This is a genomic window from Streptomyces zhihengii (assembly GCF_016919245.1).
Lineage (GTDB): Bacteria > Actinomycetota > Actinomycetes > Streptomycetales > Streptomycetaceae > Streptomyces > Streptomyces zhihengii.
The window spans coordinates 1,056,972-1,073,548 of sequence record NZ_JAFEJA010000002.1; the positions used below are offsets into that span (position 1 = coordinate 1,056,972).

General features: G+C 73.9%; 21 protein-coding genes. 6 read left to right on the plus strand and 15 right to left on the minus strand.

All coding sequences use genetic code 11. The features are described 5' to 3' along the window. Nucleotides 1-11 precede the first annotated feature (11 nt). Nucleotides 12-764, minus strand: a complete 753-nt coding sequence (locus JE024_RS32330) for a HemK2/MTQ2 family protein methyltransferase (RefSeq protein WP_205377441.1) — start codon at nucleotides 762-764, stop codon at nucleotides 12-14. A 138-nt stretch (nucleotides 765-902) separates the two neighbouring features. Further along, nucleotides 903-2,087 (minus strand): zinc-dependent alcohol dehydrogenase, encoded by a 1,185-nt coding sequence (locus JE024_RS32335; protein ID WP_205377442.1) that lies wholly within the window; start codon nucleotides 2,085-2,087, stop codon nucleotides 903-905. Between the two features lie 548 nt (nucleotides 2,088-2,635). Between JE024_RS32335 and JE024_RS32340 the strand changes: the two genes are divergently transcribed. Then, nucleotides 2,636-3,667, plus strand: coding sequence for an NAD-dependent epimerase/dehydratase family protein (locus JE024_RS32340; RefSeq protein WP_205377443.1), 1,032 nt, complete (start codon nucleotides 2,636-2,638; stop codon nucleotides 3,665-3,667). A gap of 73 nt (nucleotides 3,668-3,740) precedes the next feature. After that, nucleotides 3,741-4,703, plus strand: coding sequence for an LLM class F420-dependent oxidoreductase (locus JE024_RS32345; protein ID WP_205377444.1), 963 nt, complete (start codon nucleotides 3,741-3,743; stop codon nucleotides 4,701-4,703). Nucleotides 4,704-4,871: 168 nt separating this feature from the next. Here the strand turns inward: JE024_RS32345 and JE024_RS32350 are convergent, their stop codons facing one another. The 10 genes from JE024_RS32350 to JE024_RS32395 form a co-directional block, all read right to left on the minus strand. After that, nucleotides 4,872-5,066, minus strand: coding sequence for a DUF6381 family protein (locus JE024_RS32350; protein WP_205377445.1), 195 nt, complete (start codon nucleotides 5,064-5,066; stop codon nucleotides 4,872-4,874). A 172-nt stretch (nucleotides 5,067-5,238) separates the two neighbouring features. Next, nucleotides 5,239-5,787: a hypothetical protein gene (locus tag JE024_RS32355; RefSeq protein WP_244883296.1), complete on the minus strand. Its 549-nt coding sequence runs from the start codon at nucleotides 5,785-5,787 to the stop codon at nucleotides 5,239-5,241. 90 nt (nucleotides 5,788-5,877) lie between these two features. Next, nucleotides 5,878-6,297 (minus strand): gas vesicle protein K, encoded by a 420-nt coding sequence (locus tag JE024_RS32360; RefSeq protein ID WP_205377446.1) that lies wholly within the window; start codon nucleotides 6,295-6,297, stop codon nucleotides 5,878-5,880. After that, nucleotides 6,287-6,544, minus strand: a complete 258-nt coding sequence (locus tag JE024_RS32365; protein WP_205377447.1) for a gas vesicle protein — start codon at nucleotides 6,542-6,544, stop codon at nucleotides 6,287-6,289. The genes JE024_RS32360 and JE024_RS32365 overlap by 11 nt, the downstream gene beginning before the upstream one ends. Further along, complete coding sequence (locus tag JE024_RS32370; protein ID WP_205377448.1) at nucleotides 6,541-7,500, minus strand: GvpL/GvpF family gas vesicle protein; 960 nt, start codon at nucleotides 7,498-7,500, stop codon at nucleotides 6,541-6,543. Before JE024_RS32370 ends, JE024_RS32365 begins: the two co-directional genes overlap by 4 nt. Beyond that, nucleotides 7,493-7,945 (minus strand): gas vesicle protein, encoded by a 453-nt coding sequence (locus JE024_RS32375; protein ID WP_205377449.1) that lies wholly within the window; start codon nucleotides 7,943-7,945, stop codon nucleotides 7,493-7,495. The genes JE024_RS32370 and JE024_RS32375 overlap by 8 nt, the downstream gene beginning before the upstream one ends. A 66-nt stretch (nucleotides 7,946-8,011) precedes the next feature. Beyond that, nucleotides 8,012-8,263, minus strand: coding sequence for a gas vesicle protein GvpG (locus JE024_RS32380; protein WP_205377450.1), 252 nt, complete (start codon nucleotides 8,261-8,263; stop codon nucleotides 8,012-8,014). A gap of 13 nt (nucleotides 8,264-8,276) precedes the next feature. Next, the gene (locus JE024_RS32385) at nucleotides 8,277-8,990 is read right to left on the minus strand and encodes a GvpL/GvpF family gas vesicle protein (protein WP_205377451.1); all 714 of its coding nucleotides are present in this window, start codon (nucleotides 8,988-8,990) and stop codon (nucleotides 8,277-8,279) included. Nucleotides 8,991-8,993: 3 nt separating this feature from the next. Continuing rightward, nucleotides 8,994-9,479 (minus strand): gas vesicle protein GvpJ, encoded by a 486-nt coding sequence (gvpJ, locus tag JE024_RS32390; RefSeq protein ID WP_205377452.1) that lies wholly within the window; start codon nucleotides 9,477-9,479, stop codon nucleotides 8,994-8,996. Nucleotides 9,480-9,509: 30 nt separating this feature from the next. Beyond that, complete coding sequence (locus tag JE024_RS32395) at nucleotides 9,510-9,866, minus strand: gas vesicle protein GvpO (protein ID WP_205377453.1); 357 nt, start codon at nucleotides 9,864-9,866, stop codon at nucleotides 9,510-9,512. A gap of 246 nt (nucleotides 9,867-10,112) precedes the next feature. Between JE024_RS32395 and JE024_RS32400 the strand changes: the two genes are divergently transcribed. The 3 genes from JE024_RS32400 (at nucleotide 10,113) to JE024_RS32410 (ending at nucleotide 12,400) form a co-directional block, all read left to right on the plus strand. Then, nucleotides 10,113-10,979, plus strand: coding sequence for a histone H1-like repetitive region-containing protein (locus tag JE024_RS32400; RefSeq protein ID WP_205377454.1), 867 nt, complete (start codon nucleotides 10,113-10,115; stop codon nucleotides 10,977-10,979). A gap of 3 nt (nucleotides 10,980-10,982) precedes the next feature. Then, nucleotides 10,983-12,080, plus strand: coding sequence for an SRPBCC family protein (locus tag JE024_RS32405; protein WP_205377455.1), 1,098 nt, complete (start codon nucleotides 10,983-10,985; stop codon nucleotides 12,078-12,080). Nucleotides 12,081-12,172: 92 nt separating this feature from the next. Continuing rightward, nucleotides 12,173-12,400 carry a hypothetical protein gene (locus JE024_RS32410; RefSeq protein WP_205378599.1) on the plus strand — a complete coding sequence of 76 codons (228 nt, stop codon included), beginning with the start codon at nucleotides 12,173-12,175 and terminating at the stop codon, nucleotides 12,398-12,400. A 213-nt stretch (nucleotides 12,401-12,613) separates the two neighbouring features. Here JE024_RS32410 and JE024_RS32415 read toward each other — a convergent pair whose 3' ends face one another. From JE024_RS32415 to JE024_RS32425, 3 genes are all read right to left on the minus strand, one after another. Beyond that, nucleotides 12,614-12,811 (minus strand): CsbD family protein, encoded by a 198-nt coding sequence (locus tag JE024_RS32415; RefSeq protein ID WP_205377456.1) that lies wholly within the window; start codon nucleotides 12,809-12,811, stop codon nucleotides 12,614-12,616. Between the two features lie 110 nt (nucleotides 12,812-12,921). Then, nucleotides 12,922-13,077 carry a hypothetical protein gene (locus tag JE024_RS32420; RefSeq protein ID WP_205377457.1) on the minus strand — a complete coding sequence of 52 codons (156 nt, stop codon included), beginning with the start codon at nucleotides 13,075-13,077 and terminating at the stop codon, nucleotides 12,922-12,924. A 186-nt stretch (nucleotides 13,078-13,263) separates the two neighbouring features. Next, nucleotides 13,264-13,758: a peptidylprolyl isomerase gene (locus JE024_RS32425; RefSeq protein ID WP_205377458.1), complete on the minus strand. Its 495-nt coding sequence runs from the start codon at nucleotides 13,756-13,758 to the stop codon at nucleotides 13,264-13,266. Nucleotides 13,759-14,019: 261 nt separating this feature from the next. On the opposite strand from JE024_RS32425, the gene JE024_RS41355 reads away from it, so the two are divergent. Further along, a complete protein-coding gene (locus JE024_RS41355) occupies nucleotides 14,020-16,548 on the plus strand; it encodes an FUSC family protein (RefSeq protein ID WP_244883297.1) in 2,529 nt (842 codons plus the stop codon). The last annotated feature ends 29 nt before the right edge of the window (nucleotides 16,549-16,577 follow it).

The window sequence follows — 16,577 nt, forward strand, 5'->3', positions numbered from 1 at the left end:
GCGGGGTCGGGTCAGCGGGGGCGTTCGGCACGGATGATCACCAGTCCCTCCATGGTCTCGCCGGGGCCGATCAGGCCCCGGCTCTCCAGCCAGGCCGCCCGGGAGCGCAGCACGGGGCCGAACGGCACCTCCCGGCGGCGGACGACCTCGGTCACGAGGCCCCGCCGCCGCAGCTGGGTGAGGGTCGGCACGGTGCCGGACAGGGCGGAGTGCACCAGCAGCAGCGCGCCGCCGGGCTTCAGCAGGCGCGGCGCCCCCTCGCAGACCCGGTCGAGGACGGCCCGGCCCTCGGGGCCCGCGTCCCAGGCGACGCTCCGCCCGCCGGACGGGAGTTTCGCCGACCGGGCGGGCACATAGGGCGGGTTGCACAGGATCAGGTCGAAGCGGCAGCGGGCGACCGGTTCGAAGAGGTCCCCGCGCATCACCCGGACGGGCAGCCGGGCGCGGGCGGAGTTGTGCCGTGCGGCCGCCACGGCCTGGTCGGACAGGTCGACCGCGGTCACCCGTGCGCCGTAGGCGGCGGCGATCAGCGCCAGCGCGCCGCTGCCGGTGCACAGGTCGAGCACGTCCGACCCCGGTGGGGGCGGCGAGGCGTGCAGCGCCTCGGCGAGCAGCTGGGTGTCGGCCTGCGGGGCGTAGACCTCCGGGCCGTACGCCGGCGGGGAGTGGACCTCCGGGCCGGGGGCGGACGAGGCGTGGGCCTCGGGGCCGTGCGCGGGCCGGCCGCCCGGCGGACGCGCGGTCCGCGACGAGGTGTCCGTCATGCTCTCCTGCCTCTCGGGGCGTCGGAAGGGGCGTCGGGCCGGGCCCGGAAAGGGGGTCGGCCGGGGGCGGGCGGGGGGTCGGGCGGGGCCCGGAACGGGTCGGCCAGGCGTCGGGGCGGGCCCGGACGGGGCGTGTGCTCAGGGCTGGAACAGCACCTTCACGGCGCCGTCCCGCTTCTTCTGGAACATCTCGTAGGCCCCCGGCGCCTCGCTGAGGGGCAGCCGGTGGGTGGCGAAGTCCTCGACCCCCAGGGGGTCGCCGTCGCCGACGAGGGGCAGCAGGTCGTCGATCCAGCGCCGCACGTTCGCCTGCCCCATCCGCAGCTGGATCTGCTTGTCGAACATCTTGAGCAGCGGCAGCGGGTCGGCCATGCCGCCGTACACGCCGGAGAGCGAGACGGTCCCGCCCCGGCGGACGAGGTCGATGGCGAGACGGAGGGCGGGCAGCGGGTCGACACCGGCCCGCTCCATCATCCTGGTGGCCAGCGCGTCGGGCAGCAGGGTCGTGAGCTGCTGGGCGCCCTTCGCCGACGGGCTGCCGTGCGCCTCCATGCCGACCGCGTCGATGACGGCGTCCGGCCCGCGCCCGTCCGTGACGTCGCGGATGGCGTCGGCCAGCTTGTCGCCGTAGCTCTCCAGGTCGAAGACCCGCACCCCGCGCGCCTTGGCGCGCTCCAGCCGCTCCGGCACCAGATCGACGCCGAAGACCTGGCCGGCGCCCCGGTGCAGGGCGATCCGGGCGCACATGTCGCCGATCGGGCCCAGCCCCAGCACGGCCACGCTGCCGCCCGGCGGCACCGCGGCGTACTCCACGGCCTGCCAGGCCGTGGGCAGCACGTCGGAGAGGTAGACGAACCGGTCGTCCGGCGGGCCGTGGGGCACCTTCACGGGAAGGTGGTCGCCGAACGGCACCCGGAGGTACTCCGCCTGCCCGCCCGGCACCTGGCCGTACATCTTCGTGTAGCCGAACAGCGACGCGCCCTTGCCGTAGGCCGTCACCTGCGTCGTCTCGCACTGCGAGTGCAGCCCCGCACCGCACATGCGGCAGGTCCCGCAGGACACGTTGAACGGCACCACCACCCGGTCGCCCGGGGCCAGCGAGGTGACTTCGGGGCCGGTCTCCTCGACGACGCCCATGGGCTCGTGCCCGAGGATGTCGCCCGGATCGAGGTAGGCGCCGAGCAGTTCGTACAGATGCAGGTCCGAGCCGCACAGTCCCGTGGTGGTGATCTTCACGATCACATCGGCCGGGTCCTCGATGACGGGGTCGGGGACGGTGTCCACGCGCACATCGCGCTTTCCGTGCCAGGTCAGAGCTTTCATGGTCGCTTCCCGCTGTCGTCTCGTTCCGCGGCGGCGGATCCGCCCGGCGCTGTCGTCTCCCGGCGCCGAGTACCCGGTATGCCGGATTTTATGGGCCGCCCCGCCGGTCGGCCGCGCGGTCGCGATACGGGGCGAAAGGGACGTGGCGTCCGCCGGGATCCGGGTGGGGGCGGCAGCTCGCTCTCGGTGAAGGCCGCCGTGCCGACCGTCGCCCACCACCACGAGAAGCTGCTCGTGGGCCGCGACGCCCCCAGGCCCCGGGGCGCCCCGGTCACCAGCCCGACGCCCGACGGTTCGGCCGCCGACCTCGCCGCCGTGGCCGAGGTGTCCCCGACACCGCGGACGCCGCACCGCACACCATCCGCGTCGGCGCCGGCGACCCCGCCCGAGCGGCCCCGGGGCGCATGCTCCGGGAGACCGCGGGTACCCGGGGCCTCCCCGGCCGGTCACCCCCGGCCCTCCCGGACCTTCCGACGGCCGGACCTTCCGACGGCCGGACCTCCCGAGGAACGGACCTCCCGGCGACCACCCTGGAAAGGCGGATGACGATGAGCGGCGGTGCAACCCACGAAGCCGGCGGCCTGCGGGTGGTGGTCGTCGGCGCGACAGGCAACGCCGGCACGAGCGTGGTGCAGGCCCTCGCCGCGCATCCCCGGGTCGGCTCGGTGCTCGGCATCGCCCGCCGGACACCCGGCTGGCGCCCCGAGGGGGTGCGCTGGGCGGCGGTGGACATCGAGCCCGGCGGCGAGGACCTCGCACCGCACTTCGCGGGCGCGGACGCCGTCGTCCACCTGGCCTGGAAGTTCCGGCCCACCCACGACCCGGCGACCACCTGGCGCACCAACGTGCTGGGCAGCGTCCGGGTCTTCGACGCGGTCGCCGCGGCGGGCGTGCCCGCGCTGGTCCACGCCTCCTCCGTCGGCGCCTACTCGCCCGGACCCAAGAACCGCAGGGTGGACGAGAGCTGGCCGACGCACGGCTGGCCGCAGGCGGCCTACTGCCGGGAGAAGGCGTATCTCGAACGTCTGCTGGACGCCTACGAGCAGGCGCACCGGGACGTGCGGGTGGTCCGGATGCGGCCCGGCTTCCTCTTCAAGCGCGAGGCCGCCGCCGAGCAGCTCCGGATCTTCGGCAACCGGCTGCTGCCGCCCCAGCTCGTGCGGCGCGGACTGCTGCCCGCCGTCCCCGATCTGCCCGGGCTCGCCTTCCAGGCCCTGCACACCGACGACGCGGCGGACGCCTACCGCGAGGCCGTGCTGCGACCGGTGCGCGGCGCGTTCAACCTGGCCGCCGACCCGCCGCTGAACGCGGCCGAGCTGGGGCGTCTGCTGCACGCCAGGCCGCTGCGGCTGCCGTCGCCGCCGGTGCGTGCCGCGCTGTCCGCCGCATGGCGGCTGCGGATGGTGGGCGCCTCGCCCGACCTCTTCGACGCCGTGCTGCGCCTGCCCCTGCTGGACAGCTCACGGGCGCGCGCGGAGCTCGACTGGCAGCCGCGCTGGACGGCCGTGGAGGCGATGCGGCAGTTCTTCGACGGGCTGCGCGAGCGCGCCGGCATGGACACCGCACCCCTGGCCGTCTGAGGCGCGGGGCGCGAGGGCCGCCCGGCATCCGGCGCCGGTGTTTCCGGCGCCGGAGCCCGGGCACTCGCCGCGTATGGTGCAAATCGGATACACGATGATGACCGAGCAGGCCGGCCCCCGGGAGCTGGTGAACCACGTGGTCCACGCCGAGGACGTCGGATTCGACTTCTCGGTCACCTCCGACCACGCCTTCCCCTGGCTGCGGTCGCAGGGCCACTCGCCGTACGCCTGGAGCGTGCTCGGCGCCGCCGCGCAGGCGACCACCGAGATCCCGCTCATGACCTATGTGACCTGCCCGACGATGCGGTACCACCCCGCGGTCGTCGCGCAGAAGGCGGCCACCCTGCAACTGCTCTCCGAAGGGCGCTTCCGGCTGGGCCTCGGCTCCGGCGAGAACCTCAACGAGCACATCGTCGGGGACTGGCCGCCGGCCGACATCCGGATCGACATGCTGCGCGAGGCGGTCGAGATCATCCGGGAGCTGTTCCGCGGCGAGCACGTCAGCAGGCGCGGCGGCCACTTCACCGTCGAGTCGGCCCGGCTGTGGGACGTGCCCGACGTGGCCCCGCCCATCGGCATCGCCGCCTCCGGCGGACGCTCCTGCCGCCTGGCGGGCGAACTCGCCGACGTACTCGTCGCGACGGAGCCGAAGTCCTCCCTGGTCGAGGCATTCGACCGCGCGGGCGGCAGCGGCAAGCCGCGCGTCGGACAGCTGCCCATCTGCTACGACACCGACCGCGACCGCGCGGTGCAGCGGGCGCACGACCAGTTCCGCTGGTTCAGCGGCGGCTGGAAGGTCAACTCCGAGCTGCCGCACCCCGACTCCTTCGACGCCGCGACGCGGTACGTGCGCCCCGAGGACGTCGCGGAGTCGATCCCGTGCGGCGACGACCCGGAGGCCGTCGTGGAGGCCGTACGGCAGTTCACGGACGCCGGGTTCACCGAGGTCGCGCTCGTCCAGATCGGCGGCGACACCCAGCACGACTTCCTGGAGTGGGCGGGCGCCAAGCTCCTGCCGGAACTGCGCGCGCTGTGAGCAGCGTGGTGTGACCCGCGTGGTGTGACCCACGCGGTCCGACCACGGGCCGGCAGGACCGGGCGCGCTGGACGGCGCCGAACGCGGGCCGGCCGGCGGAGTCCCGCGCGCACGGAAGGGTTGCGCGGAACGCCACCGGCCGGTGGTCCTGCGGCAGTTCGAGAGGCCTTACATCATCGGGTCGAGGTCCTCGGTCCGACGACGCGACTCGTGCTGCTCCGTCTGCTCGCGGAGCTGGCGGGCCTTGTCCTGGAGGCGCCGGCGCTCCTGCGGGTCGGAGCTGCGCTCCGCCGCCTGCTCCATCTCCTGGGCCTTGCGGCGGACCTGCTGGGCACGGGCCTGGAACTCGTCTGCAGCGCTCATGATCACTCCTTTGTGATGGGGGTGAGCGGGCCACATCAGAGAAACAGGGCGCCGGTCACCGCGCATGTCGAACGGTCACCGACCGCGATACCGCCTGGTGAAGACCTTGATCGACAGCCCGGCCAGGCCAGTTGGGCCGGTCACCGCGCCCCGCCCCGGCCGCCGCGCCCCCTCAGGACAGCGGCGGCAGCCGGTCCGGCACCTGGGTCAGCAGCAGCCGGCCGTCCGAGCGGACGTTGCACTCCGCTATGACCCGCTCGGCCGTGCCGAGCGCCCCGTCCCGCGCGGTCAGGCGCAGCGTCACGGTGATCTCGCCGAGTCCCGAACGCGGTCCGTCCGCTTCGGCGAGGGTGCGGTAGAGGGTGTTCGGCCAGCGGTCGGGGTCGGTGTCGTGCCAGATCCGCGGCCCGCCCGCGCTGTGCCGGCAGTGCTGGCCCCCGTGGGGCTCCTGGAGCAGTGAATGACTCATGGGCAGCGCGCCGAACAGCGGGGCCAGCCGGGTGCGCAGCGCGTCGTTCTCGACCAGCCGGTGCTGCTGCCAACTCCGGCCCGACGGCACCGTCATCCGCAGCGCGGCGAGCACATAGGCATGGCCCGAGGGCGAGTTGACGGGATAATCCTCGCGCCACTGGGGCCAGGCGACCGCCCGCGGCGGCAGCGGATGCGCACTGCCGGGCACGTGTTCCCGCCCGGCCGGGCGCAGCACCTGATCGTCTTTCACCGGAGAATTATGGCGCACTCGGGGCCGGTTCGGGTCCGGCCGGACGCGGCCTCCTCGCCGTGCGGCCCCGTCCCCGCGCACCGCCTGCCCTCAGCGCGGCGGGTCCTCGGGAGGCAGCAGCGGGCCGAGCGGGCCGAGGTCCAGGTTGAGGTCGCCCAGGGTCAGCCCGTACTCCTCGCACAGGGAGCTCATCCGGTCGTGCAGGATCATCAGCGTCGACCCGAGGCGCTCCTCCTGCTCCTCGGTGAGGTCGCCCTGGTCCACCCGGTGCAGGGCCTGGCGTTCCATGAGCTGGCGCAGCAGCTCCACCAGGGTCAGCACCAGCCGCACCAGGTCGCGCTCCACGGTGTCCGGGTCGGCCGCGATCCTGCGGGACGGCGTACGGGCCCGGTCACCCGGCGCCGGCAGGTCACGCTCCATGGCGGGCAGCAGCCGGAACGCGCGCGCGGCGGCCTCCGCGACCTCGTCGAAGCGCGGCGGGGGACGGCCCCCGGGCCGGTCAGCCGTCATCGCCGCCTCCCGGCGGACGGGCGGCGGGCCACGGCGAGGGGGTGTCGGGCCCGATGGAGACGATCAGGGCCCGCAGCGACACCCGCACCAGATCGATGTCGGCGATCGACAGGACCACGTCCCCGGTGATCACGACCCCGCCGGTGAGCAGCCGGTCGAGCAGATCGATCAGCGCCACCTGCCGCTCCGGCAACGGCTCGGAGGAGGGGGCGACCGCCCCGCCGGGGGAGCGGTCGGTGCCGGTCACGGTGCGCTCCCGCCCTCCGGCCCACGGGCGTCCGCGGCGCCGCGGACGCCCTCCGGCCCACGGGCGCTCCCCGCACCACCGGCGCCCTGCGTGTCGTGTGCGCCCTCCGCGTCGCCCTGCCTGCCCTGCGTGCCCTCCGTGTCCTCCGTGTCCTGTGCGTCCTCCGCGTCCCCGTTGCCCTCCGCCGGGACGGCGAACGAGTACGGGGCCCAGGGACCCGTGACCTCCACCCGCACCCCCGTGAGCCCCTGCGCCGCACCCGCCACGTCCGTGCGGAACGCCTCGGTGCGGTCGTCGGCCACCAGAAAGGCGTCGTTGAGCACGTTCTCGCCCGCCGCACCGGCGAGCGTCCCCTGCTGCACCCGGTGCCGGGCCCGCCCCGCCGCGTACCGCAGGGCGGCCTCCTCCACGCGCCCGGCGGCGGTCCGCGCGTCCCGGTAGACCTCCTCGCGCCCGCTCCGCTGCTCGCGCCGCTGACGCAGGTACGAGCGGCCGGGGGAGAGGCCGTCCGCCGCGGGCGCCGGGGGAGGGGGTGCCGCCGACGGGTCCGCGTACACCTTCACCCCCCACTCCCGGTGCCCGGCCAGCAGCGACAGCCGCTCGGCGAACGCCCGCGCCCCCTCGTCCAGCGCGGCGCGCGCACCGGCCTCGTCGACGTACACGGTGGCCAGCCGCAGCGGCAGCACGGTCGTCACCGCCGCCAGGGCCTCCACGACCGCGTGATGGGCGCGGGCGACCGTCTCCAGCCACTCCAGCTCCTCGAGACGGCGCCGCAGCGCCTCCTCCCGGAAGTCGGCCGCGGGCACCTCGCCGACCGCGAGCAGCACCCCCGGATCCCGGCTCCCGGCGGTCAGGCGCACGGGGCCCCCGGCGACACCCGCGAGGGCACCGGCCGCCGCGCCGACCCCGTCGGCCGCGCGGACCACGGCGTACGCGTACACGACGGAGTCACTCATCGGCGTCCCGCTTCCGCCGCGCCCCGCGCGGCGCGTCCTCGTCGCGGGCGGGCAGCTCGGCCTCGCCGCGCAGGGCCTCGATCTCGGCCCGCAGCCGGCGGTTCTCCTCCGCCAGGGACTGCCGCCCGGCCCGGTGCCCGGAGGTCATCTCCATCTCCTCGTCCCTCGCCCGCGAGGACAGTGAGGGGTCGTGCTCCCACCAGTCGATGCCCATCTCCTTCGCCTTGTCGACGGAGGCCACGAGCAGCCGCAGTTTCACCGTCAGCAGCTCGATGTCCAGCAGGTTGATCCGGATGTCGCCGGCGATGACGATGCCCTTGTCCAGCACCCGTTCGAGGATGTCGGCGAGATTCGCGGACGAGCCCTGCTGCGGATAGGGCGACACGGGGGACGGCCCCGCCCTGGTCGGATAGGAGCCGAGACCGCCGGAGGTGTGCTCGCTCACGATGTGCCCTCGCCTTTCCGCGCCGCCGGGCCGCGTGGTCGGGACGCCGTTGCGTGCCGCCGCCGGTCAGCCCTGGCCGGCGGCGCGGTGCGCCTTGATCTCGTCCAGCCGGTCCAGGAGTTCGTCCTCCAGCCGGTCGAACGCCTCCTCGTCGATCTCGCCCGAGAGCAGCCGCCGCTCCAGGTCGGCGAGCGCCCGGTGCACGGGCTCGGGGTCGTAGTACTGGTCCTCGGCCACCTCCAGGACGCGTTCGGACACCCACACGACGCCGCGCACGGGCGCCAGGGGCAGGGTCACGAGCTGGGTGAACATTCCCATGGGGTCGGTCCCCTCAGACGAAGCTGTACGGCGGAAGGGGCCCGGTGAGACGGAAGTCCAGGTCCTCCCCCAACTGGTTGGCCACGCTCAACTCCGTGGCGAGGAAGAGCTCCTCCTTGTCGGCGGGCACCAGGAACGACACGCTCAGGAAGTCGTCCCCGCCCGGCGGCGACTGCACCTGGTCCCGTGAGAACGGACGCAGCGCCTCCACCACCCCGGCCGCCAGGGCCTCCTGACGGGCCTTGACCTCGGCCGCGACCATCTCGCCGAGCCGCATGGGGGCGTCGGGTCCGGCGCTGCCGCCGCGGATCTCCTCGTTGAGCCGGCGGGCCTCTCCCGAGGAGTCGAGGATCTGCCGCAGCAGGGTCTCCTCCTCCTGCGAGGCCTTCAGGTTGTACTCGGTGCAGCCCTCCAGGGCGCGCAGCCTGTCCAGGTACTCGTCGGCGCGCTCCTCCAGGGCCTGGCGCACGGCCTCGTCGTCCGGGGCCAGCAGGCCGAACCGGAGCGGCAGCACCGTGCCGTCGGACATCAGCGCGTCCTGCACCTGCTGATGGGCGCCGAGATCGCGGCGCTTGGCGCGCAGGCCGTCGGGTGCGTCGCTGACCACGGCGCACAGCGGCCCGGCCGCCACGGTGCGCAGGGCGGCCGGCGGGTCGCCCACGCCGGTGAGTTCCTCGACGCGCGCCGGATGCCGTTTGCCGACGACGGAGTAGATGTAGACGGCCATGTCTCATTCCCTCTCGCGGGACGACTCCCGGCGCGCGGTGCGCCTGGCCGGGCGGCGGCGCCGCTCGGCGGGCTCCTTCTCCCGGGTCTCCTCGTCGCCGTCGGCATCGGCGTCGTCCGCGTCGTCGTCACGCCCGGTGACGCTCTTCACGGAATCGGTGACGGCTTCCACCGCGCCGGAGAGGGCGCCCTTGGACTTGCCCTTGGCTCCGCTCTCCAGGGTGTCGCCGACGATGTCGGTCAGCTGGGCGGGCTGTCTGCTCCCGGCCTCCAGATCCAGCCGGTTGACCGCCTCCGCGAAGCGCAGATAGGTGTCCACGCTGGCGACGACGATCCTGGCGTCGATCTTCAGGATCTCGATGCCGACCAGGGACACCCGCACGAAGACGTCGATGACGAGTCCGCGGTCGAGGATCAGTTCCAGTACGTCGTACAGACTGCCCGTACCGCCGCGGGAAACGCCGCTGTTGCCTTGCGGCACCACAGTCATGGTGCCTCCCTTCACCGCACCGGCGCGCGCTCAGTCGCGCCGGTCGATCTGTCCGCGTGTGTAGCGCCGGGTTCTCTCGTAACTCACCAAATCGCCGTCCGTGTCCAGGGTGACGCGGTAGCTGCCCATCACGCTGGTGGTCTCGGGGATGCGTTCCAGTTCCAGTACCTCGACATACGCCTCCCAGCCGTCGTCGGTGGGGCGCAGCGCGGAGACCGACTCGGGTGGCCTGCCGAGGAGTTCCTGGAGCTGGGCCGCCGCCGAGCGCATCGCACCGGCAGCGGTGCCCCTGCTCCTGCCCTTGCCGGTTCCGCTCCGTGACGTCCCGGAACCGCTGCGCGCACGCCCGGAACCGGAGCGGCGTTCGGACCCTGCTTCGGAGGCCATGATCTCCTCTGCGGTCGAAGCGTGGGCAACATTCCACCCACAAGCGGACAATTACATCATAGAGGGATGTTTGGTACGTCACGGGGAAGTGTGCTCCATGACGGACGGGCTAAACCGGCCGCGACGGCCGTGCCCCGGGGTGCTTGGAGCGCCAGGTTTCGCGCACCGGCCCCGCCGTGCGACAGCCCGTGAGACCCGGGCGTGCGCCCGGCTGTCCGCCCCTTGCCATTCGAAGGGAACCCATCCATGGACGACACCACCAAGATCGCGCTCGCGGCCGCCGTTGCCGGCGGCTATGTGCTCGGGCGGACGAAGAAGGCCAAGCTCGCCTTCTCGCTGGCGACCTTCGTCGCCGGCCGCCGCATCGGCCTGGACCCGCAGCAACTGCTGACCCAGGGCGTGCGATGGCTCAAGGACATACCCCAGGTCGCCGAACTGAACGACCAGTTGAAGGGTGAAGTGTTCGACGCGGGGCGCAAGGCGCTCACGGCCACGGCGGACCGCCGGCTCGCCGATCTGGCCGGTTCGCTCCATGAACGCACCCTGCGGCTCGGCGAGGAGCCCGAGGAAGAGGGCCGGGACGAGGCCCGGGGCGAGGAGGACGAGGAAGCAGAGGGCGACGAGGAGTACGGCGACGAGGAGTACGGAGACGACCGGGGCTTCGAGGACGAGGAGCCGGAAGCCGACGAGGACGAGGAGCCGGAGGAGGAGCCCGAGGACGAAGAACCGGAGGAGCCCGAGGAGGACGAAGAACCGGAAGAGCCCGAGGAGCCCGAGGCGGAGGAGCGGCGCAGGCCGCGCCGAGGCGGCGGCGGAGCGGAGAAGACGCCCCCGCGCAAGCAGGGAAGCCGCCCGTCGGCCGCGAAGAAGGCACCGGCCGGGAGGACAGCGGCCAGGAAGGCGCCCGCGAAGAAGACGGCGGCCAAGAAGACGGCGGCCAAGAAGACGGCGGCCGGGAAGCCCGCCGCCGGGCAGGCGGCGAAGAAGACCGCGGCGAAGAAGACCGCGGCGAAGAAGGCACCTGCCAGGAAGGCGCCCGCGAAGAAGACGGCGACGAAGAAGGCAGCGGCCAAGAAGACCGCGGCCAAGAAGACGGCGACGCGGCGGAGGTAGGCCATGGCGGACAAGGAGCGTGACACAGGCACCGACCGCGGCGAGGCCTCCGGGCTGGAGATGCTGCGGGACGAACTGATCGACCACCTCAGCGCACAGGTCGAGGTGCTGGCGGACAAGGCCGGCGACAAGCTGGCCGGATTCACGGACCAGTTGCTCGACTCCGCGGAGAACGGCGGCCCGCTGCCCCGGGCCGGCCTGCGGGTGCTCCAGGGCGATTCGCCGCTGAAGGCGATCGTCGGCGAGAAGACCAAGAGTCTCAAGGACGGTCTGTTCTCGAAGGTGGGCAACGTCTTCGGGAAGGGGGACGGCGACGGATCGGGTGGTGGCGGCGGAGGGCGCAAGTCCGGGAGTACCAAGGTGATGAACATCGTCGAAGTCCTGGACGTCGGCGTGCCCCTGCGCACGGCCTACGACCACTGGACCCAGTTCGAGCAGTTCAGCAGCTTCACCAAGGGAGTGCGCAGCGTCTCGAAGGGCGACGACGTCACCAGCGACTGGAAGGTCAAGGTCGGTCCCTCCACCCGCGGGTGGAAGGCCACCGTCCAGGAGCAGATACCCGACGAGCGGATCGTCTGGACCTCCGAGGGCGCCAAGGGCAGCACCCGGGGCTGTGTGTCGTTCCATGAACTCGCGCCCGAACTCACCCGCATCGTGCTCGTGGTCGAGTACTACCCCTCGGGCTTCTTCGAGAAGACCGGCAACCTCTGGCGCGCCCAGGGCCGCCGACTGCGGCTGGACTTCAAGCACTTCCAGCGTTACGTGACGCTCACCGACGACGAGCCCGAGGGCTGGCGCGGCGAGATCCGCGACGGCGAGGTGGTCCGCAGCCACGAGGAGGCCGTGGAGGAAGAGGAAGCGGAGGACGGCGAAGAGGCGGAGGGCGACGAGGAGTACGACGAGGGCGCCGAGGGCGAGGACGGCGACTACGAGGACGAGGACGAAGAGGCCGACGACGGCTACGAGGACGAAGAGGCCGACGACGGCTACGAGGACGAGGACGAAGACGAGGACTACGAGGGCGAGGACGAGGGCGACGAGGACGACGCCTACGAGGACGAGGAGGAGGACGAACCCGAGGAGGCCCGCGCGCGGAGGTGAGATCCGTCTCGGCCCGCGTGGCCCGCGGTGTGGGCCACGCCCGGCCGGGTACGCGCCAGAACCCGCCCCCGAGACACGTCACAGGAGACGAAGTGAGCGGAGAATACCGGCCCGAGGGCTTCGAGGACACCGACAACCCGCTGCCGCGCGACATGCCCGACCAGCAGGCAGGAGGGGGCGACGACAAACTGGAGATCGACGTCGACGACGCGGCGAAGGAACCGGACTCGCCCGCACAGCGGGAGCAGCGGGAGAAGGTCCCGGACTCCGACGACACCGAGCCCACCGAGGGTCCCGAGCCGGGCGAACCCAGCGGCTGACGGGCCGGCCGGCCGAGTACGGGCCCCGCACACCGGAGACGGTGTGCGGGGCCCGTGCACGCGCGCGGCATGCCTGCCCACACGCGCGCAGGTATGCCGAGAACCGAGAACGGTGTGTGGGACCCGGAGCTTCGGATCCCACACACCGTTCTCGGTCCGCGACGGCGTCCGGCGCGTGCCCGCGACGTCCGCGATATCGCTCGCGCCGCTCCCTCAGTCGTTCTTGAGGGCGTCGCCCACCTTGCGCACGCTGCTCTTCGCCTTTTCCTTGGCGTCACGCAGTGAGCCCTGTGACTTCTCGGCACGGCCTTCGGCGGTCATGCTTTCGTTTCCCACCGAACGCCCGGTGTTTTCCTTGAGCTTTCCCTTGGCCTGCTCGGCCTTTGCCTTGGCCTTTTCCTGTGCGCCCATGAGAGACACCCTTTCGCTTGCTTGCTTCCAGTGGGCTGCCCGGCGAATCCCACGGCAAACGTAGGGTCTGCGCCGTGGCACGCGCGCGTCGCGGCAGGTGACGTCGCTGGTCACCAATAGGTCTTGCGGCCGCCGACCGGGCGTCCCACGGCTCCCAGAATCCACAGGACCGCGCCGATCGCGACAAGCGCGATGCCGATCGTCCACAGAATTCCGATGCCGGCGACGGCACCCACGATGAGCAGTATCAGACCCAGAATGATCATTTCGTCCTCCGGTTGACGTTCCCGAGGTTACGGTTTTCCGCTGAAGCGGTTGTCAAACGGAGGTCTTTCACGCGGTGTATTCCGGGCGTGCGCCGCCGGTCGGGAATGCGTCCGGGAACGACGGACGGCCGCGGCCGGGAGCAAGGTGCGCTCCCTGGCCACGGCCGTCCCGTGGTCGGTACCGGATCAGGCGTCGAGCACGCCCGACTTGGCGATGGTGACCTTGGCGCTGAGGCCGCCGCTGCGCGAGCCCAGCTTCTCGATCTGCTTGACGAGGTCCATGCCCTCGACGACCTCGCCGAACACGACGTGCTTGTTGTCCAGCCAGTCGGTCACGATGGTCGTGATGAAGAACTGCGAGCCGTTGCTGTTCGGGCCGGCGTTCGCCATGGAGAGCTGACCCGGCTTGGTGTGCTTGATCTGGAAGTTCTCGTCCGCGAACTTCTCGCCGTAGATGCTGCGGCCACCGGTGCCGTTGCCCGCGGTGAAGTCACCGCCCTGGAGCATGAAGTCCGGGATGACACGGTGGAAGGACGAGCCCTCGTAGCCGTAGCCGTGCTCGCCGGTGGCGAGCTCGCGGAAGTTCCGGGCCGTCTTCGGGACGACGTCGTCGAACAGGGTGAAGACGATGCGGCCGGCGGGCTGGTCGTTGATGGTGATGTCGAAAAACACGTTGCTCATGCCTGCATCCTGGCATCTTCCGCCGCCCCCGCGCACATCCGGCCCCCACCCCTGGCGAAGCCTCGGCCACCCGGGCCCTCTCCATGCCCCCGGCCGCGCCCGGCGGGTCGGCGGGGTGGGGAGCGCCCGTGTCCGCGCGGGAAGATCATCGGGCCGTCATGCCGGGGTAACGGCCGCGACGCACCCGCCGCGTACGGTGCGGGAAACGGCCAGGCCGACGACGTCCGCACCGAACGAAGACCGCGGACAGGAGCGCACCCGATGCCCGTCGAACGGCCCGCCGTACCGCTCTGGCTCCGGCACGCCCTGCGTGCCCAGGCAGGGCCCGTCCCCTGGAGCGCGATGGCGAGGGGCGCGGCCGCCGTGCTGCCGCTGCTCGCCGCCGTCCTCGCCGGAGCGCCGACCGCCGGGGTGCCGGCCGCGATCGGGGCGCTGTTCGCCGGCATCAACGACCGGCCCGGCAGCCGGCGCACCGCGGTGGCGGCCATCGGGGTGCCGGCGGTCGCCGGAGCGTGCGGGCTGCTGGCGGGGACGCTCGTCGGCGCGGGCGTCCCCCGGGACCTCGAGGCATGGCTGCTGCCCGTGTTCCTCGGACTGCTCGGCCTGTTCGCCGGTGCGATCAGTGCCACCGGTGCCACCGCCTCCGCCTGCGGGACGCAGGTGCTGATCGCCGCCGTCATCGGCGCGGGCATGGACCTGCCCGAACCGGCCTGGCTGCGCGGCCTGTCGTATCTCACGGGCGCCGCCTGGCCGCTGCTGCTGCGCCGGCTGGTGCCGGGGCCCCGGCGGCGCGGCCCGGCGCCGTACCGCCTCGACGGCGAGCACGCGGCGCTGGCCGCCGTCTACGAGCGCACGGCCGCTCTGCTGGCGGCGGCGGGCGACCCCGCGGCCGCGGCCCGGCGCACCGCGCTGACCGCCGCGCTCGACCACGCCCAGGACGTGCTCGCCCGCACCCGCTCCGGGCCGCGTGCCTCCCGGGCGGAACGCGGGCTGCACGCCCGGTACGGTGCCGCCGCGGCCCTGGCCGAGGCGGCGACCGCGCTGGCGTGGACGGGGGAGCCCGTGCCGGAGCGCGCGGTCCGCGGCGCAGAGCGCCTCGCGGCCGCCGCCCGTACCGGCAGCCCCTGCGGCCCTCTCCCGGCACCCCCGCGCACCGCCGCCGGTCTGCGCGCCCTCGACGACGCGCTGCTCCGCGCCGCGGAGGCCTTCGACGAGGCGCCGCCCCCGACCGCCCCCGCCCGCGGCACCACGCGGGCCGGTGGCGTCGCCTCCGCGCCGCCCGCACGGGCCCGCGCCACGGCCGGCTCCCGGGAGGCCGGCAACCGGTGGCGGTCTTCGTCGTGGGGGACCCGTGGCGCGGCAGGGGCTGACGGCGGTGCCGGTGGCGGCCCGGAGGCCGGGATGCTGCGCCGGTCGGGTGCTTCGTCGTGGGGGAGCCGTGACGCGGCAGGGGCTGACGGCGGTGCCGGTGGCGGCGGGGAGGCCGGGACATCGCGTCGGCCCGGTGCTCCGTCGTCGGTGACCGGCGGCCGCGGTGACGGCGGCACCGACGGCTCCCGGGAGGCCGGTATCCGGTGGCGGTCTTCGTCGTGGGGGAGCCGTGGCCCGGCGGGGAGTGACGGCGGTGCCGGTGGCGGCGGGGAGGCCGGGATGCTGCGCCGGTCGGGTGCTCCGTCGTCGGTGACCGGCGGCCGCGGTGACGGCGGCACCGACGGCTCCCGGGAGGCCGGTATCCGGTGGCGGTCTTCGTCGTGGGGGACCCGTGGTGCGGCAGGGGCTGACGGCGGTGCCGGTGGCGGCCCGGAGGCCGGGACATCGCGTCGGCCCGGTGCTCCGTCGTCGGTGACCGGCGGCCGCGGTGACGGCGGCACCGACGGCTCCCGGGACCGTGCCCCGTCGCCCGGTACCCGGGGGACGGCCGGGGCGCACGGCCCGACCGGCCGGGCGGGAGGCCCCGTCGGGGCGGTGGTCCGCCGGGTGGCCGCCGTGGTGCGGCGGGCCGCCGGGGCGGCCGGGCGTGAGTACGGGGTGCGGGTCGGGCTGTGCTGCGCGGTCTCCGCCGCGCTCGCCCTGGTGCTGGGGCAGCAGCACTGGTACTGGCTCCCCGCGACCGCCGTGTTCCTCGTGAAGCCGGACCTCGGGCCGCTCGCCTCCCGTGCCGTGTGCCGGGCGCTGGGCACCGTCGTCGGAGCGGTGCTCTGCGCCGGGCTCCTGGCGACCGGTCCGGGGCCGGAGGCGACGACGGCGACGGTCGCCGTCTGCGGGGCCCTCGTCCCGTTCGCCACACGGCACTTCGCCGCCCAGACGGCCGTCGTCACCGTGCTGGTGCTGTGCCTCGTGGCTCTCGCGGGGGAGCCGCCCGCCACCGGTGAGCGGGTGGTGCAGTCGCTGCTGGCGTGCGCGACCGTCCTCGTCGTCGGGCATCTGCCGCTGCCGGGCCGGCACGGGAACGCGGTACGTCACCGTCTGGACGTCGCGGGCGATGCCGCCGGACGCTACCTGGACCATGTCCTGACCTCGCCCGGCGACCGCGCCGGCCGCCGGCTCCTGCGCCGCGAGGCGTACCGCGCGGCCGCCGCCGCGCAGACGGCGGCCGGACTGTCGGCCGCCGAACTGCCCTCGATCGCACGGCACAGCGCGGGGGCACATCACATCGCCTCGGGGCTCACCGGACTGCTGGACTCGATCACCGCCTGCGCCGTCGAGGCGGACGACAGGGCGGCGCCGGTCTCCCGCGGGGACGCGGACCACCTCAACGCCCGGCTCGCCGAACTCACCCGCGCCACCTGAGGCACCGGCCCCGGGGCCCGTCGTGAGCC